The sequence below is a fragment of the Streptomyces sp. NPDC043854 genome (genome assembly GCF_056436005.1).
Genome location: NZ_JBWKDK010000014.1, coordinates 25,285 through 51,820, shown reverse-complemented (window position 1 = coordinate 51,820; position 26,536 = coordinate 25,285). Strand labels below are relative to the sequence as shown.

Here is a 26,536-nt window from a genome sequence, read left to right as displayed (position 1 = left end):
ACCCGTGACCGAGAACACGACGCGACCCCGCGCCCGCCGTGACGTCGGCCGCTACGTCAACGACACCTTGCGCGACCGCTACTTCGACACCTGCGACGTCCTCTTCGCGATGGGCGCCCCCGTCCGCTCCGAGACCGACGTCGAGACGAGCTTCGGCACCACCCACGTCTACCGCTACGGACCGGCGGACCCCGCCGCCGAGAACCGCACCCCGGTCGTCCTGATCCACGGCTCGGGCGGCTGCTCCGCGATGTGGTACCCCAACACCCCCGCGCTCAGCGCCGAACGCCCCGTCTACGCCCTCGACACCCCCGGCGATCCCGGGCGCAGCAACCACCGCGAGCCGATGTGGCAGCCCGAGCGGGCCGCCCAGTGGCTCGACGAGGCCCTCGACGCACTCGGCCTCGACCGCGTCCACCTCGTCGGCTCCTCCTACGGCGGCTGGCTCGTCATCAACCAGGCCCACCTCAGGCCGGGACGACTCGCCTCCGTCACCGCCCTCGACCCGGGCGGCCTGGAGAAGGTCGGCCTGCGGTTCTTCGTATGGATCTTCGCCAGCCTCTTCGCCACCTTCGCCCCGAAGGCGCTGCGGCCGCTTCTGGCCAAGTGGCTGGAGCAACCGGTCATCGTCGTTCCGGAGTTGCGCGCGTGGATCCACGCGGGTGTGAAGGCCTTCCGGATCCGCAGGCCGGCGCCGCTGCCGCTGTCGGAGGACGAGCTGCGCTCCATCCGGACGCCCTTCTACCTGATCATGGGCAAGCGCAGCCTGCTCCTGCGCCCGAAGCGGCAGTTGGAGCGCGTGCCGCGGCTGATCTCCGGCGCTCGCGCCGAGATCATCGCCCACACGGGCCACGGACCGCAGATCGACCACCCCGACGTGGTCAACGCCCGGATGCTGAGCTTCATGGATGACGTCGACTCCCTCGACCCGGCGGCCAACGGTCCCGTGCGGGTGTAACGGGCAGCCGGCAAGCGGCCCGCGGGCAGGGCCCATCGCCCGGCAGGCCCTGAAGACGGCTACCCGGTGCAGGCGCAGGCGCAGGCGCAGGCACGGGCACAGGTGCAGGCGCCCCGAAGCCGAGGATCCAGTGGCCCCCGCAGCCGGTCGTGGGCGCCCTTCCACGAGCCGAACCGTTCAACGGCTCGACGCGTGCCCACTGGGCGTCACCGTGGTGGCGGCCCGGCCGTGGCCCCGACCTGACAGGGAACGACGCGGTCCCGTCCGGCCCGCCCCGCGTCCCGTGAAGATGGCCGGACAGGTCCGGGGACAACGGCAGGGTCACCTCGGCCACCCTTCGGCTTCGAAGCGACGTAAAGGTTCCAGTGATGAAACGACGTGTCTTGCTGCGTGCCGCCGCGATCGGTGCCGCGGCCGCCGGCGTCAGCGCTGCGCTGCCCCCCCGGTCCGCCCGGGCCGCGACCGCCGTGCAACCCGGCCCGAGCCCGTACGGCGAGCTCCTCGCCCCGGACGCGAACGGCCTGCGCCTGCCGGCCGGCTTCACCGGCAGGGTCATCGCACGCTCGGGCCTGGCCGTCACCGGTACGGCCTACACCTGGCACGCGGCTCCCGGCCCCGGCGGCGTCGTACGGGACGGCACCGGATGGATCTACGTATCGCACTCCGAGAACGGCGGCGCGAGCGCGATCCGCTTCTCCTCCAACGGCACGATCACCGGCGCCCACCGCGTGGACACCGGCAGCACCGCCCCCACCCTCGGCACCGCGAGGCCGGGCGGCGGATGGCTCGTCGGCGAGCGCATCACCGGCGGATACGCGTACGAGGCCGACCCGCGCGGCGTGAATGCGGCCGTACGCCGCCCCGAACACGGGCGGTTCAAGCGCGGCGGACTCACGTACGACAGCGCCGGCAGCCTCTTCATGACGGAGGACGAGCCCGACGGCGGCGTCTACCGCATGTTCAACACCACCCTCTACGCATGGACCGCGGCACCCGGCACCGCCCAGGTCGTCCACAAGCAGGTCCCGGACCCCTCGGCGGCGGCCACCCCCATCCGCCGCCAGCTGCCCGACCAGATCAGGTTCAACCGGCCCGGCGGCCTGGCCGCCCAGAACTCCGTCTCCTACGCCATCCCCACCCAGGGCGACAGCCGGATCTATCGGGTCGACGCCTTCGGCCCGCTGCTCCGCGTCCACTACGACGCCGCCGAGACCGGCGGCGGACCACTGACCTGCCCGCGGGATGCGGCCTTCCCGTTCGGGAAGTCGGCGGCGGAAGAAATGTTCGTGACCGAGGGCGCGGGCGCCAACGCCGAAATCTGCGCCATCACCGGCAGCAACGTCATCGCCCCGTTCCTGCGCCTCGACGGCGGCACGGCCCTGGCCGGGCTGGACTTCGCCCCGGACGGCAAGCGCATGTACTTCGCCTCCACCACCGGCACCGTCTACGAAGTGGCAGGCCCGTTCCACACCTGAGCCCAGCCACCCCACAGCCCGCCGCGAACCCGCTCCGCGGCGGCCGTCGGCTGTTCCCCGACAGCGGTGCCCGCGGACCGAACCGGCGTGCCCGCCAAGATGGCTGAAAGACATTCAGCACCTGCCCGACCGATCAACTTTCGATGACAGGGGCGTCGTCCTTTCGGAGTACGGTGGCGACCCGAGCGGCCACTAGCGTTGTGGTCATGACAGACGACAAGGCGAAGCGCACCGACGGCTCCACACCCCTGAAGACCGCCGTGGGAGTCGCTGTCGGCCTTCTCGTCGCCATCTCCCTCCTCTTCCTCGTGTGGCGGATGGGCTGGCACATCCCCTTCGTGACCGGCTGGCTGTCCGTCAAGCTCGGAGTGAAGGTCGGGGCCCTCGCCGTGGGCGGCCTCGTCGCCTTCGCGGCATGGCGCACCAAGCGTGGCGGCACGTCGTAACCCCGCGCGTCACGTCCGGTGCCCGGGCGGCTGATCCGCATGCGGCTCGAGCGCTGCCCCCCCCCACACCGCGCCCCCGGGCCGGGCCCCCGGGCCGGGCCCGGCCGGATCAGTGTCCGACGGCGTCCGCCGCCTGCACGACCAGGGAGCTCCACCGGACGCGTGCGCGGCCGTGGAGATCGGGACGCTCGCTCCGGTGGACCACTCGGAGTCCGTACGCAGCCCCCAGCTCCACCGTCTCCGCAGCGGACACGTCGAACATGTGGCGGCCGTCCGGAACGGGGCCGTGCCGCAGGTTGACGAAGAACCGGCCGCCCGGCTCCAGCAGAGCGGAAACCCTGGCCATCGCACGTCGACGCTCCTCGGCATCGAGATGCATCCACACCGCGGTGGCGAAGACCGCGTCGAACCGGCCCGGATGCCGAACCAGCGCCAGATCCGGCAGAACGTCGTCCACCCACTCGATCCCGCTCCCCGCATGGATCCGCTGACCGTGGGTCCGCAGCTCGGCGGTCGGCTCGACCGCCACGACGCGGTGCCCGCGGGCCGCCAACGCAGCGGCATCCCGTCCGGTTCCCGCGCCCACGTCCAGGATGCGACCGGGCTCGGTGGGTACGAGGTGAAGCACGTCGCCGTGCACCTCGCCGAAGCCGACCTCCTCGTACTGGACGGCCAGCGCGTCCGCCGCCTCGGCATACCCGGCGGTTCCCCTCGGGCGGCTGACGCCGTCCCCGGCTGTACTGAACGGACCACTCATGGCCAAAGGCTAAGCGAGGCCGCTTGGCGGCCGGTCTCCCGTGCCCCCGGACGAGCCGACCGTAGGGAGGGGACGAAGCCGGCCGGAGTCGAACCGGCGTCCTCGAGGTTTTGGAGACCACGCGCGACGACCTCTGCGCTACGGCTTCGCCCCCGACCGGCATTGTAGGAGGTGGCGCGCCGGGTCAGCCGAGCAGGCTTCGCACAGCCTCCGCGGATCCCCGGCAGCGAGCAGCCGCGCACCCCTCACGCCGACCCCCGAGACGGCGGCCCCTGCGATGCCGATTCCGGGAGCAGCGGTGCGAGGGAAGCCGGGCCCGGAACCGTGGCCTGCGGGTTCAGCCGCAGCCACGCCGACAACGCGGCCTGGAGGTCCGCAACCTCCTGCCGGGTGAGCGCCTCACCCGCAGGACCCACGTGAAGGCGCACCCCGCCCGGGGTGACCCGCCATCCGACGCCGCGCCGCGGCGGCGAGGTGATGGTGGCGCCGCGGGCAAGGGCGCGCAGAGCCTGTTGGACACGGGGCGGAAGCGGCCGCACCGCCGCCCCCACCGCGACGGGACGCCGAGGCTTGGAAGGAATGCCGACGGCGGAGTAGAAGGCCCGGATCGCCTCGTCGAGCGGCATCGAGGAGGACGGCGCCAAGCCGACGAACTCCTCGACCAGTTCCGGATGCGGCGGGGGAGCGTTCCCCCCGTACGGCTTGGCGTGCAGTGGATGCTCGTCGGTCTCCAGCCGTACGCAGGCGGGCGGGACCAGCACCCGGCTGAACCCGGCACCGGTCAGCTCGGCGTGCAGCTTCCGCAGCTTGGCGGCCTGCCGGGGCACGGGGTGGGGATCCACGGACGCGGGAGCGTCGGGCCGGCCGGGCTTCGACGTCGACCCCAGGGGCCCGTTGGAGCGGTGGAGGACACCGGACTCGGTCAGAACGATGGTTGCCTGTCGGCTCCGCGCATCGCAGCCGAGACGGAACCCCACCACGGTCGTTGGCACTGGACCTCCACTGGGCGGTGACACGGCCACCGTAGCGGGACCCCGAACCCCACCGAACCGGAATCCCCGTTTTTCCCCCCGGACGATCGGCGGCCGGACGCTCCCTTCCCAGCACGACGGGGGTGCGGGGGAGAGGACGCCGTGCCGGACCAGTCTGCTGATGCCGCATCACACACCACTGTCGTGGCAGGAGTTCGGCGGAGAGGTACGGTTTCGGCATGGATGACAACGTGATATCGCATGCCGTGATCAAGGACACGGCCCGCCGTCTGCTGCCGCGTCTGGGTGCCGGAGGGCTGTCCCTGGACGCCGTGGCCGGAGACGGCGGCTTTGCCCTCGCTGATGTGGAGGCCGTCTTCCCGCACCGCGACGACCTGCTGACCGTACTGGTCATCGACGCCTACGACACCTCCGGTGCCGCGATGGAGCAGGCCGACCGGGCCGCCGCGGACGCGGGCGCGTCGGCCGGTTCGCGCCTCCTCGCCGTCATGCGTGCGCTGCGGGAGTGGTCCTTCACGCACCCGGGCGAGTTCGCGCTGATCTACGGCTCGCCCGTGCCGGGCTACCACGCCCCGCAGGACACGGTCCTGCCAGCCTCCCGCACGCCTGCGGTGCTCGCCGGCATCGTGCGGTCGGCCCTGGAGGCGGGTGAGCTCACCCCGCCCCGGCGGGCGCTGCCCGGGACGCCGCTGCTGCTGCCGGCGGCGGTCGAGCTCTTCGGCGGCGTGCCCGAGGCTCCGTTCTCGGACGTCATCGAGCGCGGCATCGTCCTGTGGAGCAATCTGATCGGGCTCCTGGTCTTCCAGGTGTTCAGCCGCACCCACGACAGCGTCAAGGACGAGGCCGCGTTCTTCGACTACGCCGTCGCCGTGGCAGCCGAGAGCATCGGACTCGAGGTCCTCCCCGGCGGGGACGCGGACGACGCCTGAGCCGCCTGCCGCACCGGACCGACGTCTGCTGACGTGAACGCGCAGGGCGGCGCCGATCGTGAGGCGTTCCTGCTGCGCGCTCGCCCGGTCGAATCGGTCCCGGTGCGGCGATGCGTCAGCCGTCTGCGGACCCGAGCCGGAGCAGCCTGAGCCGTGCCGCGTTGCCCCGCGCCTGCCCTTCGAGGTCGGCGTCCCCGGTCTCGCGGAACATGGCTGCGGCCGTGTTCAGTACGAGGATTGCCTCGTCGGCCCGGCCCAGGCCGGCCAGGTCGTACCCCAGACCGAGCAGCGCCCATCCTTCGCCGTGCCGGTCGCCCGTCGCGTGGAAGTTGCCCGCCGCTGTGATGTGTTGGAGCGAGGCCTCTTCGTACGCGCCGAGCTTCCCGAGTGCCGTCCCGAGGTTGATGCGAGCCGCGTTTTCGTGGTGGCGGTCGCCCGCCTCCTGGAAGAGGCCCACGGCTCTGGAGAAGGCGTGGCATGCCTCCCTGAAGCCGCCCGTCTCGTTCAAGGTGACGCCCAGGCTGTTCAGCGCCGTTGCCTCGCCGTGCACGTCGTGGACCTCGCGGCAGATGTCTGCGGCCGTGCGGAGTGCGGCGATCGACTCCCTGTACCGGCCGACCGGGGCCATGGCCAATCCGAGCCAGTGGAAAGCCGATTCGAGACCGTGCCGGTCTCCGGTCTCGCGGAGGATCCCTGCCGCGCCGGCAGCGGCCTCGATGGCCGCGTCGAACCTGCGGGCCTCGACGAGGGTGCGGCCGAGCTGCAGCAGTGCCCGCCCCTCGCCGTGCCGGTCGCCGACTTCCTTGCTCACCGCCACCGCGTCCTCGATGAGCTCCAGCGCCTCGGCGTACCGACCCGCGTCCCTGTGGGCGGCGCCGAGGTTGGCCAGTGTCCTGGCTCGGCCGTACCCGTCGCCGATCTCGCGCTGGACGCCCTCGGCTGCCGTCAGGGCCTGGATGCCTGCCTCTGTCCTTTCCGCCTTGAGCAGCGTGGCCCCCAGATCGTTGAGGGCCGTTGCCTCGTCCGGGCGGTCGCCCGTCCCGCGGAAGATGTCGACCGCTGCGCCGAGTGCGGTGATCGCCTCCTGGCTCCTGTCCGCTTCCATGAGCGCGCATCCGAGGTTGACGAGTGCCTTGCCTTCGCCCCTGCGATCGCCGGCCTCCCGGAAGCCGGCCCCGGCTGCGGTCGCGGCTTCGATGGCCTCCTCCACTCTGTGTGCCTCACGGAATGCGTAGGCGAGGTTGTTCAGTGCGGTGTGCTCGCCCTTCCGGTTGCCGGCCGCCCGGAACGCCGCCAAGGCGGCCGAGGTCAGAGCCACCCATTCGTCGAAGCGTCGCCGGCGGGCGAAGTACGGTGCCAGGGTCAGGGCGATGCCCGTGGAGGCGGGATGATCGACCGGTGCCGCCCTGACTGCCGCGAGGAGCGCGCTGTGTTCCTCGTCCAGCCACTCCATCGCCTGGCTTTGATCCCGGAAGTCATCCGGCCTGTCCGGTTCGTGCTGGAGGTGGGCGACCGCAGCGTCGGTCATGGTGAGGTAGTGGTCCAGCAGTCGCGCGACAGCGCTGCTCCGGCCGTCCTCCTCGGCTTCGGCACGGCCGAGTTCGTCGGCGAAGAGGTGGACGAGGTCGTGCATGGACCAGCGTTCCGTGCCCGGGGTGTGCTCCAGCAGGTGGGCCCGGTCCAGGCCGACGAGCAGCCGTCGTGCCTCGGCCCGGGACAGGTCCAGCAGCGCAGCGGCGGCCGTGGTGGAGACGTCGGGGCCCGGGACGGCAGCCAGGAGCCGGAAGGCACGGCGCTGCGGCCCGGTCAGGTGCCGGTAGGACAGTTCGAAGCAGGCGCGCACCGCCAGCGGACGGCCGCTGTCGTCCTCGCCGTCGTACATCATCACGTCGAGTCGGGCCTTTGCGTCCTCCAGTTCCTCCACGAGATCGGCGAGGGGCCGCTCCGGCTCGTCGACCAGGAGCACGCCGACGATCCACAGGGCCAGGGGCAGGTACCCGCACAGGCCTGCCAGCGCCAACGCGTCGGTCCGCTGAGCGGCGATCCGGGCATCGACCGTGCCTGCCGCGGCGGACGACCGTGCCAGGATGTCGACGGCCGCGTCCGGAGAGAGCGGCGCGAGGCCGATCCGGCGGGCCCGCAGGGAGGACAGCCGGTGGCGGGAGGTGACCAGGGCACGGTGCGGGGCGGACGGCAGCAGGCCGCCGATCTGCCCCGGGGTGCGTACGTTGTCCAGCACCACCAGCACCGGCAGGTCCTCCGCGGCCAGCCGGGCCAGACGCAACCGCCATGCGTCCAGCTTCTCGTCGGTCGTGTGCAGCTTGTCCGGCTTCGTTCCCAAGAGCCGCAGGAAGCGGTCGGCGACGGCCCCCGCGTCGGCCACCGGATCGTCGCCGTAGCCGCGCAGGTCGGCGAAGAGCACACCGCCTGGGAACCGGCCGCCGGCCAAGGCCTCGTGGGCGGCGCGCAGGGCCAGCGCGGTCTTGCCGATTCCGCCCATACCCGCGACGGCGGACACCACCACCGTGGTGTCCTCGTCCTCAGCCGGGTCCAGCCCCTCCCGGATCTCGGCCAGTTCCTCGTCCCGGCCGGTGAAGTCCGGCGGGTCCGGCGGCAGGTTCACCGGTGTGACCTGCGTGTCGGGTGTGCTGTGGGTGCGGGGCCGGCCGCCTCGAGCCGCGTCGCGCTCCAGCCGGGCCTGGGCCAGCAGTTGCTGCCACCCTGCTTCCGCCTTGACCGGGTGGCTGCGCCCCTCCCTGACCGCCTCGTCCCGCAGGAAGGCGGCCAGACGCAGGAAGTGTCTCGTGTGCTCCTTGCCGGGGACCGAGCGTCCGTTCAGCCAGCTGTGGACGGCCGACTTCTGCGGACTGCCGTCCGGCCGGAAGTGCCGCTGCCCGTGCGCCGGCTCCTGTGCCTCACGCACCAACCTGCTCAGCGGAGGACGCCCGGCCGCCTCGTACGCCGCCGAAAGCGCGGCCCAGAACCTGTCCGCCTGACCGCCCACGAGAGCCCCCTGCCGTTCCGAGGCTTCCGGCCCCCGCCCGTCGTCGGAAAATCCGATGTTCCCTCGGGGACAGGCTAAGTGCCCGCCCGGCGGGGGTGGGCGGGTTCGCCGGAAACCCATCGGAAGCGTGCTCATGACGTCATCGCCCGGCCGCATTCGGCGGCCGGCACGGCTCTTGCGGAGCACGCCATGACCCGTAACTCCGAACCCTCCTTCCTCACCCGTGTCCGTACGGTCCTCCGTGCAGCACTGCCTCCCCTCGGCCTCGTCATCGCGGCCAGTGCAACCGAGGCTCTCGTCACCTGGCTCCTGCACCGCTGATCCGGGCTGCGGCGGGGCGAGGCGGCCGGAGGCAGGGGGCCATTTTCAGGCCCCGGGCCCGCCCCTCCCGGAGCCGTTCGGGCGAACGCCCGCGCAGCGAACACGCGGCACGAGAAGGTCCCGTCCACCTCGAAGCCCCTTGGCTTCGAGGAGCCGGACCAGCGGACGGGTGAAGAACGCCGGCGGTAGCTCGGGGAGCCCGCTGTGGCCTCGCTTCCGTTGGCCGTTGGCGAGGACAGCGCGGCGAGACCAGGTGTGACACCGTGCGGTGTGACTGCAGCCACACCGCACGTGCCGGTGGAAGGCGGCGCCCCGCGGCGCCCGGCGCCACGGGCGTCGCCGGTCACCTGACGAACTGCCCCGATGGCGATGGACCGGCGGGTGCGGGCCGGGTTCTGATCGGCGTGGGCCCCGCGCCGCGGCAAGAGGGCCGGAGGCCCCGCCTACCCAGGAGGAAGACGTGCTGACGCACACCAGCAGCCCGACGGTGACCGTCTGGTCGGACATCTGCTGCCCGTGGGCGAGTCTCGCCCTGCACACCCTGCACGCCACCGCCGAACGGCGGCAGCTGCCCCTGCAGATAGACCACCGGGCCTTCCCCCTGGAGCTGTTCAACAGCGAGCCCACCCCGAAGTTCATCGTCGACCCGGAGATCACGGCCATCGCCGCACACCGGCCCGAGCTGGGCTGGCGGCTGTGGAACGGCCGCCCCGAGGCCTACCCGGTCACGACCCTGCCCGCCATGGAGGCGGTCCAGGCCGCCAAGGACCCGGCGATCGGCGGGCTGCGCGGCAGCGACGAGCTGGACCGCGCGCTGCGCAAGGCGTTCTACGCCGACAGCAAGTGCATCAGCATCCACTCGGTGATCCTCGAACTCGCCGAGGACTGCGAGCACGTGGACGCCGAGGCCCTGGCGGCAGCCCTGGCCCGGGGCAGCGGTCGCGCCGAGGTCTACGAGCAGTGGCGGACCGCCCAGGGGCCCGGGGTCCAGGGCAGCCCGCACCTGTTCGCCGCCGGCGGCTACGCCAGCCACAACCCCGGAGCCACGTTCACCTGGACCCGCTCCCCGTACGAGGGCGGCTTCCCGAGGCTGGACGCCTACAGCACTGACTGGGCCGACGAACTCCTCGACACCCTGTACGCAGACGCGCAGGTCACCCGGTAACAGGCGGAAGGCCCCGGCCACCCCCGCCCCCGGGCGCGGCAGAGACAGGACCCAGGCGTGTCTCGTCCGTCCAGCCGAGTACGCCGTTCGGCCGGAAGCGCGGGGGAAGCTCTGAAGTTGCTCAACCCGGGCTTGGGGGTGCTCCTGCACAGGGCATCGTCCTCGTACGACCTGTACCGAGGGAAACGGGGGCAAGCGATGGAAGTCGTGCTGGTCATGGCATTGGTCATCGTCGTGGTGGCTTTCCAGGTACTGGGTGGAGGCGGGCGGTCGAGGCGGCGCAAGGGCCGGTGGGGCGACGGCGGCGACTCCTGCGGCGGCGGCTCCTCCTGCGGTTCGTCGTGCGGGGGAGGCGGCGGCGACTGAGTCTCGGGGGCATGGGACCCCGTGGCGGGATCTGTTCGTGCAGTCCGGTCCGCGGAGGACTGCGACGGGCCCCTCTCCGGCGCCCACGACCCGTTTCTGTCAGAAACGGTCACGCCAGCGGCAAAAATGCAGGTCGCGCCCTTCAAGCCACGCCAAGTACCCTCCACCCCATGCTCGAAGCCCGGCTCGATGCCGCCCTCGCCGCCACCTGCTGCTGGACTGCGCTCGAGGAGCTGGCCGCCGACCCACCCGGTGGCCCGGCCGTGCTGGCCGCGCACGTGAGCAGGCGCTACGAAGGCGCGAGCGAGGCCGAACGCCAGCAGCTCGCATACCTCCTCACCCTTCTCCGCGAGGACGGCGACCCGGTCGTGCTCGACCTGCTGGCGCGGCTCGGGTCAGCGGAGTTGCTGTCGCCGGCGGTGCGGCGCTGCTTGGCGGTGCCCGCGCCGGTACTCGACGGGTTGATCGCGCAACTGGGGTACACGCCGACCATCGTCGACGCGCTCGGACTGTCCGGGGACCCGGACCGCGCGGGGGTGCTCGGGACGCTGCTGCGGACGGACGCCGTATGCGGCCGGGCGGCACTTGCGCTGGCGCGCCTCGGCGCGCGCGAGTGGACGGTGCCGATCGCCCGGCGCCTGTCCGAGGTCACCGGGCTCACCCACGTCGCCTTCACGGTCGCGCTGGAGGAGATGGGCGACCCGGCGGCCGTGCCGCACCTGCTCGACTGGCTCGCCACCGGCCCCGACCTGCCCGCCGGCGACGTCCACCGCGCTCTCGTCCGCCTCACTGGGCATGACCCGCTCATCCCCGAGTGGCGCACGCCGGACGAGTACTCGGCACACGTCCGCCGCATATGGCCGGGCATCGACCTCGCCGCGTCGCCGGTGCCCGAAGTACGCGACGTGGTCCCCGACTCGCCAAGGAGCCTGAGCTTCTCCCTGGACGAGGGTCGCGGACGGGTGCGCGTCGACTACGACCCGCCGGAGCCGGATTCGTCGTGGCCGCGATGGAACAAGACCCTGCACGTCGGACGGCACGCGCTGTACCGCGTCAGCTCTGACTGCGACACCTGCGAGACGACGATGTACCTGCTCGGTTTCCCGCCCGCCGAGGCGAGGACCGATGCGGCACGCGTGCGTGAAGCCCTCGCCGACCCGGGCGACATCACCGCCGCGACCGTACGCGCTCTCGAACCGCTGATCCACGAGCTGGAAACCGGCAACTACCGGGCACGCCTGATCGACCTTCCCCTCGAACGCGTCGGGGCGCCGCAGCGGTCATGGTGGCTGCGGCGAGTCGCCGCGCGCCAGGACGCCGAGGGCTGGGAAGTGGACGCGACGGGCTGGCCGGGCACCGAGCACTTCCAGACACCGCAGACGATCCCCGGCGCCGTCCCCGCCTACGGCAGCATCCTGCCGTCGCAGCCGCTGTCCGCGCTCGACCCGGCGACGGTCGAACGGCACGCGTCGGCGATCGCGCGGGGCGAGCGGCCGGCCGCGCTCCTGCTGGGCTGGAGGGAGGACCGCTACGTCTCGGCCGAGTGGCAGGAGCGCTTCCTGCTCGGTGTCGTCCTCGACGGCCACCACCGACTCGCCGCCTACGCGGCCGCGGAAGTGCCCGCACGCGTGCTCGTACTCGGACGGACGGAACCGGGCGAGACACTCGAGGAGATACTCGACGCGCTGTGAGTCCGTCGGCGAGGTGCAGGGGTGGTCTGTGCCGGGGGCTTCCGGTCCGTCGGCCGTCCGCCGCGTGAGGTCAGTGACCGGCGGCTGCCTTGACCAGGGCGACTGTGGTGCCGATCGCCGCGTCAATGACACCGGCGGCCAGGGCGAACACGGTTCCGCTCCCCATGCGGATGCCGCCGTAGCAGCCCCAGGCGAAGAGGGTGCCGACGTTCACCCCCGCGGCCGTCACCAGGGCGGTGTTCAACGTCATCACCCCGAGTGCCGAGACGACGATCAGCAGGAGCGGGCCCACCGCGGACAGCAGGAGCGGGCTGCTGACGAACAGCATGGAGCGCAGCTCCCGTCCGGTGGCGAGGGTCCCGTGGACGACCCGGTGCGCCTGCTGGTCGGCCACGAGTGCGGCCAGCCACAGGCCCACCGAGGCGGTGACGACCGTGACCGCGGCGTCTGCCGCGTCCACATGGCCGCCGGCGCCGAGGCCGATGACCACGGAGATCATCGTGATCGTCGCGTACAGCCGTTCCTTCAGCCGGGCTGCCGCCTCCTCGATGGTCGTCTGCTCGCCGGTCACGTGAACACCGTAGGGCTTTCTCCCGCGCAGACGCCGGAGGGAACCCTTCTCGTCCCGAGGCGCCACCCCACCCGGGCAGTGCCCGCGCCGCACACGCGAGCGCGATCCCGGGACCACGCGGCCCCTGCCCGGCGACTCACGTGCCCCCGCCGCCGTGGCGCCTGCCCCGCAGGCGCGATGCGAAACGGCGGCTCCGCCGGGTGCGGGTACGGGTGTGGCGGTCGAGCTCTTCCAGCAGGCGCTGGGAGCGCTTGTCCACGCCCAGTTCGTCGAGCACCCGGTCGATCTCGGCGAGCAGCGCGCCGTGCAGCTGCCACTGGGCCGGGTCCTCCCCGATCCGGGCCAGCAGGAGGTCCGCGAGTCGGTCTCGGCTTGCGCGGGCCACCACCAGCTCCCCGGCCAGCCGGGCCTCCGCCTTCTCCGCGTTGGCACTGACCTGGGCGGTGATGAGCTGGGCGAAGCTCTCCACCGCCTTGGCCGTGTGTCCGAGCACCTCCCGCAGCGCGGCCCTGACCTCGGCCGTGAACAGCGGGCTGTCGGGGCGGGCCTTGGCCAGGTCGGTCAGCGTACGGCAGGCCACACGGAGAACCACCGCGCAGATTTCCAAGGTGTCCAGGCCGGTCCGCAGCACCAGCCGGGAGAGCAGGCCCTCCTTGACCCGGGGGTTGAGACGGAGGCTGTCCTCGGCCTGCCGGAGGGCGGCGTCCACCAGTGCGATGTCGTTGTCGAGCCGGCGCGCCTCGTGGAGGCGGGCCGCAGCCTGTTCCACCTTGGCGGGCCCGGGCGGCTCCTCGCCGAGGTGGCCCAGCAGCCGGCTCATGCGCGCGGCGAGGTCGGTGATGGCTGCGCTGGCCGGGCCGACCCAGACCGGCGGCACGACGAGCAGGTTGACCAGCATCCCGACCGCTGCGCCGATCAGCGTCTCCAGGACCCGGTCCCATGCGGTGTCCGCAACCTGGGTGACGCCGAGGACCAGCATGGCGCTGATCGCGACCTCGGGCACGAACTCGTCCACCCGCACCAGGTGGCCCACGAGCAGGGACGCGAGGATGACCAGGCCCAGGCTCCACCAGGTGAGTCCCACCAGCGCGCTGAAGCCGATGGCGATCAGGACGCCGGCGACGACGGAGTTCACCCTGCGGATACCCGTGGTCAGCGTGGAGTAGAGGGTGACCTGGACGACGAGCAGTGCGGTCAGCGGCGCGGTCAGCGGGACAGGCTCGCTGCTCAGCCGTAGCGCGATCACGTAGCTGATGACGGCTGCCGCGGTGGAACGCAGGGCCTGGACGGCGACCGGCTCGCGCCGGCGGTCGGCGATACGGGAGATGGTGCTGATCATTTCCGGCATACCTGCGCGCATTCCCCCACCGGCACCCGGTGACGCAGTGCCCGGCATTTTCCCCTCGTCAGACGGCCTCCTCTCCCCGACCTCGGCCGACCCCTACCGACGAGGCCCCGCCGTCAGGTCTCGCGCAGCGGCGCGTACGCTTCGGCGTCGACCCCGAACGTCCAGGCCACGCCCTGCCGGGCGGTCCGGGTGTCCGGCGGCACCCGCAGCCAGTACGTCCGGTGCGTACCGTCCGGCTCCGGCGTGGAGTTGACGACCTCCACCATGACGACGTCCTCGTCATCCGGCAGCGGTATTCGCCACAGCACGCCCGCATCGTCCCGGTGCACCGGCTCGGCCCCCGACTCGTCCAGATAGCGCTCGTAGCCGTAGTGCTCCAGCATCACCCGGCGCAGCTCCGCGTTCTCCTCCCCGCGGATCCGCTCCGGCGTCAGTTCGCCCAGTCCCGCCAGGAAGTCGCCCGGTACGGGCATGCCGCGCCACGCGTGCAGTGCGAATCCGTCCGGGAAGGCCAGCGCCGGACCGTCGGCGCGGTCCAGCCGGCCCGCCTCGTCCCGGTGCAGCTCCACCGGCCGTTCGCACACCACGGCCAGGCGCTCGTACGGCCACCACCACCCGGCCGCGCGCGCCATCGCGGCGAGCCCGGCGAGCGGTGAGCCCGCCCCGGTGCCGAACGCGCACAGCCAGGCCGCGTCGTGCTGGCCGAGTACCGCGTCGAGGAGCAGCAGCCGCACCTCGGCCTCCTCGGAGCGGTCCTCCGCCAGTTCCTCGACGAGCCCCGCGCGGATCCGGTCCGCCAGCTGCTCGGTGTTCCGCCACAGTCGGGCGCCGGTCAGGCCCCAGCGCCGCCCCCAGCCCTGCGGGCCCAGCTCCTCGTGCAGCCGCTCGCGCTCGGCCGCCCACGGCAGGCTGCGGACCTGCTCCCGGACGCTGCGCCCCCTGGCCTGCGTCCCCCACGCCCCGTCGGGGTCGCCCAGCAGGCGGATCGCGGCCCGGGGCGAGTCCGCCCACACGATCCGCTGCGGCTCCGGCAGCCCGGCCGCGAGATAGGCCAGGCGCACCCCCGCCTCCGCGGCCGCGCGGTCCGCGGCCCCGGTGGCCGCCGCGGCGGCCCGCCACACGTCGATCTCGTCCATCACGACTTCCGCCGTCTCCGTCATCACGGTCCCCACGCCCCCTCAGTCCGCCACGATCCGCACCGCGCCCGGCACGTACTCCCGCTGCCGCACCACCCGGTACCAGCCCTTCGGCAGCGCGATCGCGGCGTGCTCCTCGTGCACCACCCGCCCGCCGTCGGGCAGATGCAGCAGCTGCGGCCCGAACGGGCCCGCCTCGCGCACCAGCCGGCCCGGGCCCACCACGGCGTGCGCGTGCCCGGTCACCTCGCCCCGGGCCAGCACCATCCGGCCCCGCGCGTCCCGCGGCTCCTGCGACCCCTCGGCCGCCTGTGGCGGCACCGCCGATTCCTCGATCGGCACGATGAGCACGTCCCCCTGCCGGTACATGGCTGTCCCCTTCCCCACGCGCGCCGCCCGGTGCGACCGCGTCCCTTTCGAAGCTACGGGGAGGGTCTGACAACAGCCGCCCGCCGTCGCCGCGAGGGCCGCCTGCCGCCCCCGCCAGGGGCGCTGTCAGAGCCGCTTGCTACAACTTGCAGCACATCGACGCGTCGCACACCACGGCGCGACGGACGCGACAGGCGCGACGGACGCGACAGGCGCGACGGACGCGACAGGCGCCACGGACGCGACACACGAGGAACGGCGGGGAACCATGACCTACCCGAGGCATCTGACGGAGTCGTACGGACTGCCCGTCTTCACCTTCCCCGGCCCCGACGACGAGGACCGGACCCCGCTGCCCGAGGCGGACGCCGTCGCCTGGCGCATGCTCTCCGACACCTACGACGCCGACGAGAGCTGGACCGAGGCCTTCGCCCGCTTCACCGCCGCCGTCGACACCACCCGCGTCCGCGCGATCGTCGTCGGCGCCTGGGAGGACGCGTACGACAGCGGGCCCGAGGACATCATCGCCGCGCTCGTCGGTGCCCGCGCCGAGCTCCCCGCCCTGCGGGCCCTGTTCCTCGGGGACATGGAGTCCGAGGAGTGCGAGATTTCCTGGATCAACCAGGGCGACGTCGGCCCGCTCCTCGACGCCTTCCCGGAGCTGGAGGAGTTCGGGGACCGCGGCGGCACCGGCCTCGTCGTCCCGCCCTTCACCCACCGGCGGCTGCGCTCCCTCACCGTCCAGACCGGCGGCCTGTCCGCCCGGGTGGTCCGCAACATCGCCGCCAGCAGCCTGCCGGCCCTCGAACACCTCGACCTCTGGCTCGGCACGGACAACTACGGCGGGGACAGCGCGCTCACCGACGTCGAGCCCATCATCGACGGCGACCTCCTGCCGAGCCTGCGCCATCTGGCCCTGCGCAACAGCGACATCCAGGACGAGATCGCCACCGCCATGGCGTCCGCGCCCGTGGTCGCCCGGTTGGAGACCCTCGACCTGTCCATGGGCGTCCTCACCGACCAGGGCGGCACCGCCCTCCTCGGCGGCCAGCCCCTCACCCACCTCAAGAAGCTCGACCTCCACCACAACTACCTCAGCGACCCGCTGAAGCAGCGCTTCCGGGACACCCTGGAGGGCGCCGGAGTCACCCTCGACCTCGACCGGGGCCGCGCCGACGAGGACGAGTGGGACGGCCGCGTCTGGCGCTTCGTCGCCGTCGGCGAGTAGCGGGCCGGCCCATGACGCAGCACACGCCCCCGCGCTGGGCGGTCGTCGGCAACCCCGAGAACCGCCGCGTCACCCTGTTCACCCGGGCCGTAAGCGAGGCGGGACAGCCCGCGCCCCGCGTCGTGCCCTGGGTCTCCGTCCTGCGCGAGGGCGGTGCGGCCTTCGCCGCGGACGAGCTGGTACGCCTCGACTCGCCGGGGGAGAACCCCGAGGTCGACCGGATCCTGCGCGGCGCAGCCGACCCCACCCGGGTCGAGGGCGGCGCCCGCTGGTACGCCCGCTTCACCGCGGCCGTACGGAGCCTCAGCGGCGGCCTCCGCCTCGACGACCCCGACGAACTGGCCGTCCTGTTCGACAAGCGGCACTGCCACCGCGCCCTCGACCGCGCCGGGGTGCCCGTACCGGCCTCCCCGACCTCCGGCGGGGCCGCGCCCGTGCGCGGCTGGGCCGACGTACGGGACCTGATGGCCGCGTACGGCATGCCCCGTGCGTTCGTCAAGCCCGCCCACGGCTCCTCCGCGTCCGGTGTCGTCGCCGTCGAGACGGCCGGCCGGGGCCGGATCCGGGCCACCACCTCCGTCGAGACGGCCGGGGACGGCAGCCTGCACAACTCCCTGCGGGTACGCCGCATCACGAGCGAGCGGGAGACCGCCGCCCTGGTCGACGCCCTCGCCCCCGACGGCCTGCACGTCGAACGCTGGTGGCCCAAGGCCTCCCTCGGCGGCCGGGCGGCGGACCTGCGCGTGGTCGTCGTGGCCGGCCGCGCCACCCACGCCGTCGTACGCACCAGCCGCTCGCCCATGACCAACCTCCACCTCGGCGGCAGCCGCGGCGACCTCACGGCCGTCGCCGAGGCCGCGGGCCCCCACTGGACCGGGGCACTGGAGACCTGCGAACGGGCCGCGGCCTGCTTCCCCGGCACCCTGTGCGTCGGAGTCGACCTGCTGCCCGCCGTGGGCTGGCGGCGGTTCGCCGTCGCCGAGGTCAACGCCTTCGGCGACCTGTTGCCCGGCCTCACCGGCCTGCCCGGCAGCGGCGCCGAGGGCCTGGACACCTATGCGGCCCAGGTCGCCGCCGCACCGCACCACATCGCAAGGAACCACCGTGCACCTGCCTGAGACACACCCGCCGACCCACGGGGACCGCCCCGACCCGGAACTCCCGTCCTCGGAGCACCCGGACCCGGAGCACCCGGCCTCGGAGCACCCGGACCCGCAGCTCCCGGACATGAACGAGGTCGTCGGCCGCGACGACCTGCTCCTGCTCACCCTGGACACCCTCCGCTACGACGTCGCCGTCGAGCTGGCAGCCGCCGGGCGCATCCCGCACCTGGCCCGCCACCTGCCCGGCGGCGCCTGGGAGCGGCGGCACGCCCCCGGCAGCTTCACCTACGCCTCCCACCAGGCGATGTTCGCCGGGTTCCTGCCGACGCCGGCCGCGCCCGGCCCGCACCCGCGGCTGTTCGCCGCGCGCTTCGCCGGCAGCGAGTCCACCGCCGGACGCACGTACGTCTTCGACACCCCGGACCTGGTCTCCGGCCTGGCCGCGGCCGGGTACCGCACGGTCTGCATCGGCGGCGTCGGCTTCTTCAACAAGCAGGGCGCACTGGGCGACGTACTCCCCGGGATGTTCCAGGAGAGCCACTGGGAGCCCGCGTTCGGCGTGGCGTCCCCCACCTCCTTCGAGGCCCAGGTCGAGCGCGCCGAGCAGGTCGTCGCCGGGCTGCCCGCCGACCAGCGGCTGTTCCTCTTCCTCAACGCCTCGGCGCTGCACCAGCCCAACTGGTTCCACCTGCCCGGCGCCACCCGTGACGGCGGGGACACCCGCGCCAGCCACGCCGCCGCGCTGGAGTACATCGACCGACACATCGGCCGGCTCTTCACCGCGATGAGCTCCCGCCGCCGCTGCTTCGCCATCGTCTGCTCCGACCACGGCACGACCTACGGCGACAACGGCTACACCGGCCACCGCCTCGCCCACGAGGCCGTGTGGACCGTGCCGTACGCCCACTTCTTCCTGGAGCCGTCCGCATGACCGCCCCCGCCGAAACCCTGCTCCTTCCCGCTGCCCCGGCGCCGCTCCCGCTCACGGCCGCGGCCGCCCTACGCCCGTACCAGAGCTACGTCTACGCCTACCCCCACAAGACCGCCTACCGGCCCCTGCCCGACCGGCCCGCCCTGCGCGACCTGTGGCGCGGCGAGTCCAAGGACGCCCTCTCCCTCTACCTCCACATACCGTTCTGCGAGGTCCGCTGCGGCTTCTGCAACCTGTTCACCCGCATCGGCGCCCCCGACGGCCTCACCGGCCGCTACCTCGACGCGCTCGACCGCCAGGCCGCCGCCGTCCGCGAGGCGCTCGGCGACGACGGCCCGGTCCGGTTCGCCAACGCCGCCTTCGGCGGCGGCACGCCCACGTTCCTCACCGCGGACGAGCTCACCCGCCTCTGCGACATCGCCGAGCGGCGCATGGGTGCCGACCTGCGGGCCGTCCCGCTCTCCGTCGAGGCCTCACCCGCCACCGCGACCGCCGACCGGCTCGCCGTCCTCGCCGAGCGCGGCACGACCCGCCTCAGCCTCGGCGTCCAGAGCTTCGTCGACGAGGAGGCCCGGGCCGCCGTGCGCCCCCAGCGCCGCGCCGACGTCGAAGCCGCCCTCGGCCGGATCCGCGAGGCCCGCATCCCGGTCCTCAACATCGACCTCATCTACGGCATCGACGGCCAGACCCCCGCCACCTGGCGCACCTCCCTGGACGCGGCCCTCGCCTGGGCACCCGAGGAGCTGTACCTCTACCCCCTCTACGTCCGCCCCCTGACCGGCCTCGCCCGGCGCACCGCCCACACCGACCGCGAGTGGGACGAACAGCGCCTGGCCCTGTACCGGCAGGGCCGCGACCACCTCCTCGCGCACGGCTACGAGCAGGTGTCGATGCGCATGTTCCGCCGCCCAGGCGCGGCACCCCAGGGCCCCGACGACCACGCCTGCCAGACCGACGGCATGATCGGCCTGGGCTGCGGCGCCCGCTCCTACACCTCCGCCCTCCACTACTCCTTCGACTACGCCGTCGACATGGGCGAGATCAGGGCGATCATCGACGACTACGCCGCCACCTCCGACTTCGGGCGCGCCGTGCACGGCCGGTACGTCGACGGCGACGAAGCCCGCCGCCGCCACCTCCTCCAGTCCCTGCTCCAGGCGCAGGGCATACCCGTCGCCGACTACCGCGAACGCTTCGGCACGCACCCGTACGACGACTTCCCCGCCGAGCTCGAGGACTTCGCCGCCCGCGGCTGGCTCGAGGAGACCGCGCGGGACGGGGACGACACAGAGCCTGCGGTACTGCGCCTCACCCCGGAGGGCCTCGCGTACTCCGACGCGCTCGGCCCCGCACTCTTCTCGCCCGCCGTCCGCGCCGCCATGGCCGCCTACGCACCGAAGTAGGCCGCAGCCCATGGACCTCACGATCCTCTACCGCGGACCGCTCGCCTCCTGCGACTACGACTGCCCGTACTGCCCCTTCGCCAAGCGCCGCGACAGCCCCGCCCAACTGCGCGCCGACCGGGCCGCCCTCGAACGCTTCACCTCCTGGGCCACGGCGGCCGCCGACGACCGGCTCTCGCTCCTGTTCACCCCCTGGGGGGAGGGGCTGGTCCGCTCCTGGTACCGGCGCGCCCTGGTCGGCCTCTCGCACCAGCCGCACATCGAGCGCGTCGCCATCCAGACCAACCTCAGCTGCCGCACCGACTGGCTCGCCGAGGCCGACCCCGCCACCCTCGCCCTGTGGTGCACGTACCACCCCGGCCAGACCCCCTACGCCCGCTTCCTGTCGAAGGTGCACGACCTCGCCGACCGGGGCGTCCGCCACAGCGTCGGCATCGTCGGCCTGCCGGAGAACCTCCCGCACGCCCGGCGGCTGCGCGCCGACCTGCCCGCGCACGTCTACCTGTGGGTCAACGCCGCCGAGGGCCACACGTACACGGACGCCGAGGCCGACACCTGGACCGCCGTGGACCCGCTCTTCCCCTACAGCCGCCACCCGCACCGCTCCGCCGGACTGCCCTGCCGCACGGGCCGGTCGGTGGTGTCGGTGGACGGCGAGGGCACCGTCCGCCGCTGCCATTTCGTCCGCGCCGAGCTGGGCAACCTCTACGACGGCTCGTACCGCGCCGCGCTCCGCCCGCGCCCGTGCCCGCTCGCCGTCTGCGACTGCCACATCGGCTACGTGCACCTGGAGACGCTCCCGCTGTACGACGTCTTCGCGGGCGGCGTCCTGGAACGCATTCCGGCGGCACCGGGCGGGAAATCCGTTCCCGTGGCCTGACCGGGCCGTCTCCCCGGGATCCGGCCCGACGGGTCCGCGCGGTGCTCGACCGGCTGGGTGTTGCCCGCCGGTGCCCGGTACGGCGGTCAGGCGCGCGCGTCCGAGCCGGCCGCGCACCCCGTCAGCAGCAGGAGGGTGTCCACGAGTTCCTCCGCCGGAGAACCGGTGGCCAGCCTCCTCAGCTGCTGCCCGAAGACCAGCGCCACCACGGCGCCGGCGAGGCGCTGGGGGTCCGGCAGGCCCAGCCGGTCCAGGATGCCGCAGGCGAGCCTGTCGTAGGCGGCGAAGCACTCGGCCGCGGCGGCCCGGAGCCGCTCGTCGCGCCCCGCCTGGATGTACAGCTCGAACGGCGCGATGTGCCGGCTGTCGAATGCGGTGCCTCCCGCGACCGTCTCCACCAGCTCGGCCGCGCCTTCGACGTCGAGGCAGTCCGTGACGGCGCAGTTCTCGGCCAGTTCGGTGAAGCGCCGGGTCTCCTGGGCCACGAAGTGCAGCAGGCTTTCGCGGAGCAGCTCGTGCTGCGTGGCGAAGTGGTAGGTGACGGAGCCCAGCGACACCTGTGCTTCCTTCGCGATCCGCCTGTTGCTCAGCGCAGCGATGCCTTCGTCGCCGATGATCCGAAGGACGGCGTCGATGATGCTCTGGCGGGTGTCGGCTGCCTTCTCCATGCCCGCAATGGTCGCATCCGGCGAAGACCGCCCGACGGGCCGGGTGGCAACCCCCGAACGGGGCGCGGGCATTGGGCGTCCATGGCATGGACACGCCCGGCGCCCCTCCTCTATGGTCCAGTTCGTTCGAACGAACAAATGGGAGGGCGATGCGGATGCGTATCAACGGATCGACGGTTCTGCTGACCGGAGCCACCGGTGGCCTCGGGACGGCGCTCGCCGAAGCGCTGGCCGAGAAGGGCGCGGCTCTCGTGCTCACCGGGCGCAGGGAGGACGCGCTGAAGGCCGTCGCAGACCGGTTCGGGGCCCGCGCCGTCGTCGCGGACCTCGCGAACCCGTCCGACGTGGAACGCCTCGCGCGGGAGTGCGCCGATGTCGACGTACTCGTCGCCAACGCGGCCCTGCCGTCGAGCGGCGACGTGCTGGAGTACACCCCCGCCCAGGTCGAACGCGCGCTCGCCGTGAACCTGCACGCACCGGTGCTGCTGGCGCGCCTCCTCGCCCCGCGCATGGTGGAGGCCCGCCGGGGCCACATCGCCTTCGTCGGGTCCATCTCCGGCAAGGCGGCCAGCAAGTCCTCCTCGCTGTACAACGCGACGAAGTTCGGCCTGCGCGGCTTCGCCCTCGCCTTCCGCCAGGACCTGCGCGGCACGCGCGTCGGCGTGTCCCTCGTCCAGCCCGGTTTCGTGCGCGAGGCGGGCATGTTCGCCGCGACGGGCGCCAAACCCCCGGCCGGCATGCGTACGGTCTCCCCGGCGCAGGTGTCCGCCGGCGTCATCCGCGCCGTCGAGCGGGACCTGTGCGAAGTGAACGTGGCCCCAAGCGAGTTGAAGGTGCTGAGCGCCATCGCCGGACAGTTCCCCGGGTTCGCCGAGAAGGTGCAGGGCCGGATGGGCGTCGAGCGCACCATGGCGGCGATCGTGAACGCCCAGCGCGGGACCCGCTGACGCGCCCGCACCGCACGCCCGCGCCCGCACGCCCGCGCCCGCACCGCACTCACCCGCCCCACTCCCCACCTCCCACCCGCACCGGAGAACGGAAGGCGATCCCGATGGACGGCTTACCCCCGCGCCCCGCAGCACGCCATGACGGCGGCTCCCCGGTCGGACGCCGCGACCTCCTGCGCCTCGGCACCCTCCTCGCCGCCGGCGGCCTCGCCGCGACCGTCCCCGCGACCCTCGCGCGAGCCGATACGGTCCCCGGGCGAAACGGGGGAGTGACCACCGTCTACCACGGCCACTCGCCGTACGGCTTCGACCAGTGGGCGTCCGTCGACTTCGACGTCCCGGACGGCGTCCGGCGCATCTCCGTATCCGCCGCCTTCGACGCCGCGGACGGTGTGCTCGACCTCGGCATGTTCGGCCCCACCGGCTTCCGCGGCTGGTCCGGTGGGGCGCGGCGCGACTTCACCCTCTCCGGCTCGGACGCCACCCCCGGATACGTCCCCGGCCCCATCCAGGCCGGCAAGTGGTCCGTCGCCCTCGGCCCGATCGTGAACACGCCCGGCGGGATGGCCTGGCAGATCAGCGTCACGCTCGAGTACGGTGACCCGCTGCCGCAGGTTCCGTACGACTTCCTGCCCGCGGCGGTGCCGGGGCGCGGCCGCGGCTGGTACCGCGGGGACCTCCACCTCCACACCGTCCACTCCGACGGCCGGCGCACCGTGGACCAGCTCGTCGCGGCCGCCCGCGCCGCCAGGATGGACTTCATCGCCACGTCGGACCACAACACCAGCTCCACCGGGGTCTCCTGGCGCGGCAACGTCCCCACGGACCTGCTCGTCCTGAACGCCGAGGAGGTGACCACCCGGCACGGCCACTGGCTGGCCGTCGGACTGCCCCAGGGGGAGTGGGTGGACTGGCACTACGCGCCCGCCGACAGCGGAGTGCTCGACCGCCACATCCGGCGCGTCCACAGCCTCGGCGGACTGGCCATCGCCGCCCACCCCATGACCCCGGGACCCGGCGCCTTCTGGGAGTTCGGGCTGGACCGCGTCGACGCGCTGGAGGTGTGGAACGGGCCGTGGACGCTGGACGACGCGGCCAACATCGCCGTCTGGCACACCATGCTCTGCCTGGGCAAGCGCATTGCCGGCCTGGGCAACAGCGACGCCCACAGCCCCGGCGACGCCGTCGGGGAGCCGCACAACGTCGTCCACGCCGCCGGCCTGTCCCGCACCGATATCCTGGACGCCCTGCGCAGGGGCAGGTCGTACGCCGCCGAGAACGCCGGCGTGACCGTGGACTTCACCGCCGCAGCCCACGGCGCGACGGCCGGCCCGGGGGAGGAGCTGCCCCTGTCCCTCTTCGAGGCCGTCGACGTCACGGTCGACGTGTCGGGTGCCCCGGACGCCGTGATCACGCTCCACACCGAGTGGGGCGTCATGGCCGCAACGAAGACCGGCGGCAACGGAACGGGCCGGCTGCACTGGCGCGGCTGGGGCAAGGCCTCCCTCTTCGCCCGTGCCGAAGTCCGGCGCCTGAAGCCCGCATCGACGACCTTGGACCAGATGGTGGCCGTCACCAACCCCATCTGGTTCTACGCCGCGAGCCTCCCTCCGTACGACGTCGAGCAGCGCACCCTCTTCGCGACCGAACGGGCCCCCGACGGTTCCTGGAGCAGCATGCGGCCCCTTCCCGGCCCGCAGGACGCGCCGTCGTTCACCGGGGTGCAGACCGCCGTCGCCGGCCTGCCCGGCGGCAGCGTCCAGACGTTGGGCCTCGGCACCGACAACAGCCTGTGGCTGACCACCCGCAAGGGCTCGACCGCGGTCAGCCCCTGGCGCCGGCTCCCCGGGCCCGACGGCCGGAGCGACTTCACCGTCCTCGACGCGGCGATCGCCGGATTCCCCGACGGCACCAGCCAGATCGTGGCGGTCGCCATGGACGGCACCCTCTACCACCAGCGGTGCGGCGCCGACGGCACCCCGACCCGTTTCCGGGCCGTGTCCGGCGGTTCCGCGGCCGGCCGCTGGGGCGCGACGAAGGCGGCGATCGCCGCGATGCCCGACGGCTCCGCGCAGGTCGTCGCCTACGGCACCGACGGAGCCATGTGCCACTGCATCCGGCGTCCCGACGGATCCTGGACCGGCTGGGGGCGGCTCGCCGGCCACAACGGAGCGCCGGCCTTCTCGGGTCCGGCCCTCGCGATCACCGGGCTGCCGGACGGGTCCTCCCAGGTGCTCGCCATCGGACTCGACGGCATGGTCTACCACCAGGTGCGCCGCCCCGACGGTACGTGGACCGGCTTCCGGCCCCCGCGCGGGGTGACCACTCCCACCATGGGGGCCAGCGCCGTCGACATGGCGGGCATGCCCGACGGCTCGGCGCAGGTCGTGGCCGTCGGCCGCGACGGCAAGCTCTGGCACGAGGTCCGTCGGCCGGACGGCTCCTGGACCGGTTTCGCCCGGATACCCGGCCCGAACGGCCGCGATCCGTTCCGGGCCGGCCAGGTCCGCATCACCGCCCTGCGTGACGGCACGGCCCACATCGCGGCCATCAGCGCCGGCTGAGAGGATGCCGGGCCGACGTCGCCGCCGGCGCCGGGGCGGTCCGTCACCACACTCGCCCGAGGGGCTCCGGCAGCCGGCCCGGCAGCAGGCGCGTGCCACCGCGAACGAATGAAGGTATTCCGCCCCGCACAGGCTCCGCGACGATCGGCGCCGCCGCGATTCCACGCCCTGGAGAAGGGGCGTCTTGCGGAGGGTGTCGGCGTGTGCGCGTGGATGTGGGCTTTCACGACCGTAGGTTTCGCTACCAGGTTCTGTGGGCGGCTGGCTGCGGCAGGGAAGAGGTGCTGGCGATGGACGGCAGGCGGATCATCACCGTGTTCGGCGCGACGGGGCATCAGGGCGGGGCCGTGGCCCGGGCCCTCCTGGAGGCCAAGGACAGCGGTTTCGCGGTGCGGGCCGTGACCCGAAGGCCGGATTCGGACCGGGCCGGAGAGCTGGAACGGCTCGGCGCCGAGGTCGTCCGCGCCGACATCGATGACGAGTCGAGCCTGCAGCCGGCCCTGGACGGTGCCTATGGTGCCTTCCTGGTGACCAACTTCTGGGAGGACATGTCCGCGGCCCACGAGCAGGCCCAGGCGCAGGCCCTGGCCCGGGCGGCGGGACACGCAGGCGTACAGCACGCGATCTGGTCCACGCTGGAGGACACGCGCGAGTGCATTCCGCTCGACGACGACCGGATGCCCACACTGCAGGGCTCCTACAAGGTGCCGCACTTCGACGCCAAGGCGGAGGCCGACCACTTCTTCACCGACGCCGGCGTCCCCACCACCTTCCTGCGGACCACGTTCTTCTGGGAGAACCTGCTGTCGATGTCCGGCCCGCGCCGGGCCGAGGACGGCACCTTCGAACTCATCTACCCCATGGGCGCCAGCAGGCTCTCCGGCATCGCCGTCGACGACATCGGCAAGACCGCCCTGGCCATTTTCAAAGGCAGCACCGACTTCATCGCCGCCACGATCAGCATCGCCGGCGAGCACCTGACCGTCGACGAGATGGCCGCGGCCATGACCGACGTGCTCGGTAAGCCGGTGCGATACCGGCCCCTGACAGCGGACGCCTTCCGCGCGCTCGGATTCCCCGGCGCCGACGAGGCCGGCAACATGTTCCAGTACTACGCCGACTGTGAGCACGCCTTCACCGCCGCCCGCGACCTCGACGCCGTCCGCGCCCTCCACCCCGGCCTCCAGGACTTCAGAACCTGGCTGTCCGCACACCGCGACGACTTCCACTTGTCCTGACCTGACCCGCGCCCTGCTCGGTTTGGCCATCGCATCGGGTGATGCT

General features: G+C 73.1%; 24 protein-coding genes and 1 tRNA gene. 16 read left to right on the top strand and 9 right to left on the bottom strand.

Translation table 11 applies throughout. The annotated features are described in order from the left end of the window. The first annotated feature begins 4 nt into the window (after positions 1-4). The 3 genes from AC068A_RS15405 (at position 5) to AC068A_RS15395 (ending at position 2,879) form a co-directional block, all read left to right on the top strand. Positions 5-958, top strand: coding sequence for an alpha/beta fold hydrolase (locus tag AC068A_RS15405; RefSeq protein WP_478585058.1), 954 nt, complete (start codon positions 5-7; stop codon positions 956-958). A 368-nt stretch (positions 959-1,326) separates the two neighbouring features. After that, the gene (locus tag AC068A_RS15400; RefSeq protein ID WP_478585056.1) at positions 1,327-2,433 is read left to right on the top strand and encodes a translocation protein TolB; all 1,107 of its coding nucleotides are present in this window, start codon (positions 1,327-1,329) and stop codon (positions 2,431-2,433) included. 206 nt (positions 2,434-2,639) lie between these two features. Then, positions 2,640-2,879, top strand: coding sequence for a hypothetical protein (locus AC068A_RS15395; protein WP_478585054.1), 240 nt, complete (start codon positions 2,640-2,642; stop codon positions 2,877-2,879). A gap of 109 nt (positions 2,880-2,988) precedes the next feature. Here the strand turns inward: AC068A_RS15395 and AC068A_RS15390 are convergent, their stop codons facing one another. The 3 genes from AC068A_RS15390 to AC068A_RS15380 form a co-directional block, all read right to left on the bottom strand. Beyond that, positions 2,989-3,636, bottom strand: a complete 648-nt coding sequence (locus AC068A_RS15390; protein ID WP_478585052.1) for a class I SAM-dependent methyltransferase — start codon at positions 3,634-3,636, stop codon at positions 2,989-2,991. A 73-nt stretch (positions 3,637-3,709) separates the two neighbouring features. After that, a tRNA-Trp gene (locus AC068A_RS15385) sits at positions 3,710-3,784 on the bottom strand. 97 nt (positions 3,785-3,881) lie between these two features. Next, entirely contained in the window at positions 3,882-4,478 is a 597-nt protein-coding gene (locus tag AC068A_RS15380) for a hypothetical protein (RefSeq protein ID WP_478585050.1), read from the bottom strand. A 368-nt stretch (positions 4,479-4,846) separates the two neighbouring features. Between AC068A_RS15380 and AC068A_RS15375 the strand changes: the two genes are divergently transcribed. Beyond that, positions 4,847-5,557, top strand: a complete 711-nt coding sequence (locus tag AC068A_RS15375) for a TetR-like C-terminal domain-containing protein (RefSeq protein WP_478585048.1) — start codon at positions 4,847-4,849, stop codon at positions 5,555-5,557. 115 nt (positions 5,558-5,672) lie between these two features. Here the strand turns inward: AC068A_RS15375 and AC068A_RS15370 are convergent, their stop codons facing one another. Further along, entirely contained in the window at positions 5,673-8,480 is a 2,808-nt protein-coding gene (locus AC068A_RS15370) for an ATP-binding protein (protein WP_478585046.1), read from the bottom strand. A 270-nt stretch (positions 8,481-8,750) separates the two neighbouring features. Between AC068A_RS15370 and AC068A_RS15365 the strand changes: the two genes are divergently transcribed. From AC068A_RS15365 to AC068A_RS15350, 4 genes are all read left to right on the top strand, one after another. Then, positions 8,751-8,882, top strand: a complete 132-nt coding sequence (locus AC068A_RS15365) for a hypothetical protein (protein ID WP_478585044.1) — start codon at positions 8,751-8,753, stop codon at positions 8,880-8,882. 460 nt (positions 8,883-9,342) lie between these two features. Next, on the top strand, positions 9,343-10,047 hold the full coding sequence (locus tag AC068A_RS15360) for a DsbA family oxidoreductase (protein ID WP_478585042.1): 705 nt from the start codon (positions 9,343-9,345) through the stop codon (positions 10,045-10,047). Positions 10,048-10,245: 198 nt separating this feature from the next. Next, on the top strand, positions 10,246-10,413 hold the full coding sequence (locus AC068A_RS15355) for a hypothetical protein (protein ID WP_478585040.1): 168 nt from the start codon (positions 10,246-10,248) through the stop codon (positions 10,411-10,413). Between the two features lie 170 nt (positions 10,414-10,583). Beyond that, positions 10,584-12,104, top strand: coding sequence for a hypothetical protein (locus AC068A_RS15350; RefSeq protein ID WP_478585038.1), 1,521 nt, complete (start codon positions 10,584-10,586; stop codon positions 12,102-12,104). A 70-nt stretch (positions 12,105-12,174) separates the two neighbouring features. On the opposite strand, the gene AC068A_RS15345 is transcribed toward AC068A_RS15350, so the two are convergent. From AC068A_RS15345 to AC068A_RS15330, 4 genes are all read right to left on the bottom strand, one after another. Continuing rightward, positions 12,175-12,675, bottom strand: a complete 501-nt coding sequence (locus tag AC068A_RS15345) for a hypothetical protein (protein WP_478585036.1) — start codon at positions 12,673-12,675, stop codon at positions 12,175-12,177. Positions 12,676-12,811: 136 nt separating this feature from the next. Then, positions 12,812-14,023 (bottom strand): FUSC family protein, encoded by a 1,212-nt coding sequence (locus AC068A_RS15340; RefSeq protein ID WP_478585034.1) that lies wholly within the window; start codon positions 14,021-14,023, stop codon positions 12,812-12,814. A gap of 113 nt (positions 14,024-14,136) precedes the next feature. Beyond that, the gene (locus AC068A_RS15335) at positions 14,137-15,159 is read right to left on the bottom strand and encodes a DUF6745 domain-containing protein (RefSeq protein ID WP_478585134.1); all 1,023 of its coding nucleotides are present in this window, start codon (positions 15,157-15,159) and stop codon (positions 14,137-14,139) included. A 42-nt stretch (positions 15,160-15,201) separates the two neighbouring features. Continuing rightward, positions 15,202-15,528, bottom strand: a complete 327-nt coding sequence (locus AC068A_RS15330; RefSeq protein WP_478585032.1) for a hypothetical protein — start codon at positions 15,526-15,528, stop codon at positions 15,202-15,204. A 268-nt stretch (positions 15,529-15,796) separates the two neighbouring features. On the opposite strand from AC068A_RS15330, the gene AC068A_RS15325 reads away from it, so the two are divergent. The 5 genes from AC068A_RS15325 (at position 15,797) to AC068A_RS15305 (ending at position 21,073) form a co-directional block, all read left to right on the top strand. Then, the gene (locus AC068A_RS15325; protein ID WP_478585030.1) at positions 15,797-16,756 is read left to right on the top strand and encodes an STM4015 family protein; all 960 of its coding nucleotides are present in this window, start codon (positions 15,797-15,799) and stop codon (positions 16,754-16,756) included. An 11-nt stretch (positions 16,757-16,767) separates the two neighbouring features. Further along, the gene (locus tag AC068A_RS15320; RefSeq protein WP_478585028.1) at positions 16,768-17,874 is read left to right on the top strand and encodes an STM4014 family protein; all 1,107 of its coding nucleotides are present in this window, start codon (positions 16,768-16,770) and stop codon (positions 17,872-17,874) included. Positions 17,875-17,983: 109 nt separating this feature from the next. Continuing rightward, the gene (locus AC068A_RS15315; protein WP_478585132.1) at positions 17,984-18,790 is read left to right on the top strand and encodes an STM4013/SEN3800 family hydrolase; all 807 of its coding nucleotides are present in this window, start codon (positions 17,984-17,986) and stop codon (positions 18,788-18,790) included. Then, on the top strand, positions 18,787-20,193 hold the full coding sequence (locus AC068A_RS15310) for an STM4012 family radical SAM protein (protein ID WP_478585026.1): 1,407 nt from the start codon (positions 18,787-18,789) through the stop codon (positions 20,191-20,193). Before AC068A_RS15315 ends, AC068A_RS15310 begins: the two co-directional genes overlap by 4 nt. A 10-nt stretch (positions 20,194-20,203) precedes the next feature. Further along, entirely contained in the window at positions 20,204-21,073 is an 870-nt protein-coding gene (locus AC068A_RS15305; RefSeq protein WP_478585024.1) for an STM4011 family radical SAM protein, read from the top strand. Between the two features lie 86 nt (positions 21,074-21,159). Here AC068A_RS15305 and AC068A_RS15300 read toward each other — a convergent pair whose 3' ends face one another. Next, positions 21,160-21,741, bottom strand: a complete 582-nt coding sequence (locus AC068A_RS15300) for a TetR/AcrR family transcriptional regulator (protein WP_478585022.1) — start codon at positions 21,739-21,741, stop codon at positions 21,160-21,162. Between the two features lie 155 nt (positions 21,742-21,896). On the opposite strand from AC068A_RS15300, the gene AC068A_RS15295 reads away from it, so the two are divergent. The 3 genes from AC068A_RS15295 (at position 21,897) to AC068A_RS15285 (ending at position 26,490) form a co-directional block, all read left to right on the top strand. After that, a complete protein-coding gene (locus AC068A_RS15295; RefSeq protein WP_478585020.1) occupies positions 21,897-22,688 on the top strand; it encodes an SDR family NAD(P)-dependent oxidoreductase in 792 nt (263 codons plus the stop codon). Positions 22,689-22,792: 104 nt separating this feature from the next. Next, positions 22,793-25,252, top strand: a complete 2,460-nt coding sequence (locus tag AC068A_RS15290; protein WP_478585018.1) for a CehA/McbA family metallohydrolase — start codon at positions 22,793-22,795, stop codon at positions 25,250-25,252. A gap of 290 nt (positions 25,253-25,542) precedes the next feature. Next, positions 25,543-26,490, top strand: a complete 948-nt coding sequence (locus AC068A_RS15285; RefSeq protein ID WP_478585016.1) for an NmrA/HSCARG family protein — start codon at positions 25,543-25,545, stop codon at positions 26,488-26,490. Positions 26,491-26,536: the final 46 nt, after the last annotated feature.

Excerpts from the sequence above, each read along its gene's own strand:
- AC068A_RS15400 (WP_478585056.1), top strand. The coding sequence starts at position 1,327 with ATGAAACGACGTGTCTTGCTGCGTGCCGCCGCGATCGGTGCCGCGGCC.
- AC068A_RS15395 (WP_478585054.1), top strand. The coding sequence starts at position 2,640 with ATGACAGACGACAAGGCGAAGCGCACCGACGGCTCCACACCCCTGAAG.
- AC068A_RS15390 (WP_478585052.1), bottom strand. The coding sequence starts at position 3,636 with ATGAGTGGTCCGTTCAGTACAGCCGGGGACGGCGTCAGCCGCCCGAGG.
- AC068A_RS15375 (WP_478585048.1), top strand. The coding sequence starts at position 4,847 with ATGGATGACAACGTGATATCGCATGCCGTGATCAAGGACACGGCCCGC.
- AC068A_RS15365 (WP_478585044.1), top strand. The coding sequence starts at position 8,751 with ATGACCCGTAACTCCGAACCCTCCTTCCTCACCCGTGTCCGTACGGTC.
- AC068A_RS15355 (WP_478585040.1), top strand. The coding sequence starts at position 10,246 with ATGGAAGTCGTGCTGGTCATGGCATTGGTCATCGTCGTGGTGGCTTTC.
- AC068A_RS15350 (WP_478585038.1), top strand. The coding sequence starts at position 10,584 with ATGCTCGAAGCCCGGCTCGATGCCGCCCTCGCCGCCACCTGCTGCTGG.
- AC068A_RS15340 (WP_478585034.1), bottom strand. The coding sequence starts at position 14,023 with ATGCCGGAAATGATCAGCACCATCTCCCGTATCGCCGACCGCCGGCGC.
- AC068A_RS15335 (WP_478585134.1), bottom strand. The coding sequence starts at position 15,159 with ATGGACGAGATCGACGTGTGGCGGGCCGCCGCGGCGGCCACCGGGGCC.
- AC068A_RS15330 (WP_478585032.1), bottom strand. The coding sequence starts at position 15,528 with ATGTACCGGCAGGGGGACGTGCTCATCGTGCCGATCGAGGAATCGGCG.
- AC068A_RS15325 (WP_478585030.1), top strand. The coding sequence starts at position 15,797 with ATGACCTACCCGAGGCATCTGACGGAGTCGTACGGACTGCCCGTCTTC.
- AC068A_RS15320 (WP_478585028.1), top strand. The coding sequence starts at position 16,768 with ATGACGCAGCACACGCCCCCGCGCTGGGCGGTCGTCGGCAACCCCGAG.
- AC068A_RS15315 (WP_478585132.1), top strand. The coding sequence starts at position 17,984 with ATGAACGAGGTCGTCGGCCGCGACGACCTGCTCCTGCTCACCCTGGAC.
- AC068A_RS15310 (WP_478585026.1), top strand. The coding sequence starts at position 18,787 with ATGACCGCCCCCGCCGAAACCCTGCTCCTTCCCGCTGCCCCGGCGCCG.
- AC068A_RS15305 (WP_478585024.1), top strand. The coding sequence starts at position 20,204 with ATGGACCTCACGATCCTCTACCGCGGACCGCTCGCCTCCTGCGACTAC.
- AC068A_RS15300 (WP_478585022.1), bottom strand. The coding sequence starts at position 21,741 with ATGGAGAAGGCAGCCGACACCCGCCAGAGCATCATCGACGCCGTCCTT.
- AC068A_RS15295 (WP_478585020.1), top strand. The coding sequence starts at position 21,897 with ATGCGTATCAACGGATCGACGGTTCTGCTGACCGGAGCCACCGGTGGC.
- AC068A_RS15290 (WP_478585018.1), top strand. The coding sequence starts at position 22,793 with ATGGACGGCTTACCCCCGCGCCCCGCAGCACGCCATGACGGCGGCTCC.
- AC068A_RS15285 (WP_478585016.1), top strand. The coding sequence starts at position 25,543 with ATGGACGGCAGGCGGATCATCACCGTGTTCGGCGCGACGGGGCATCAG.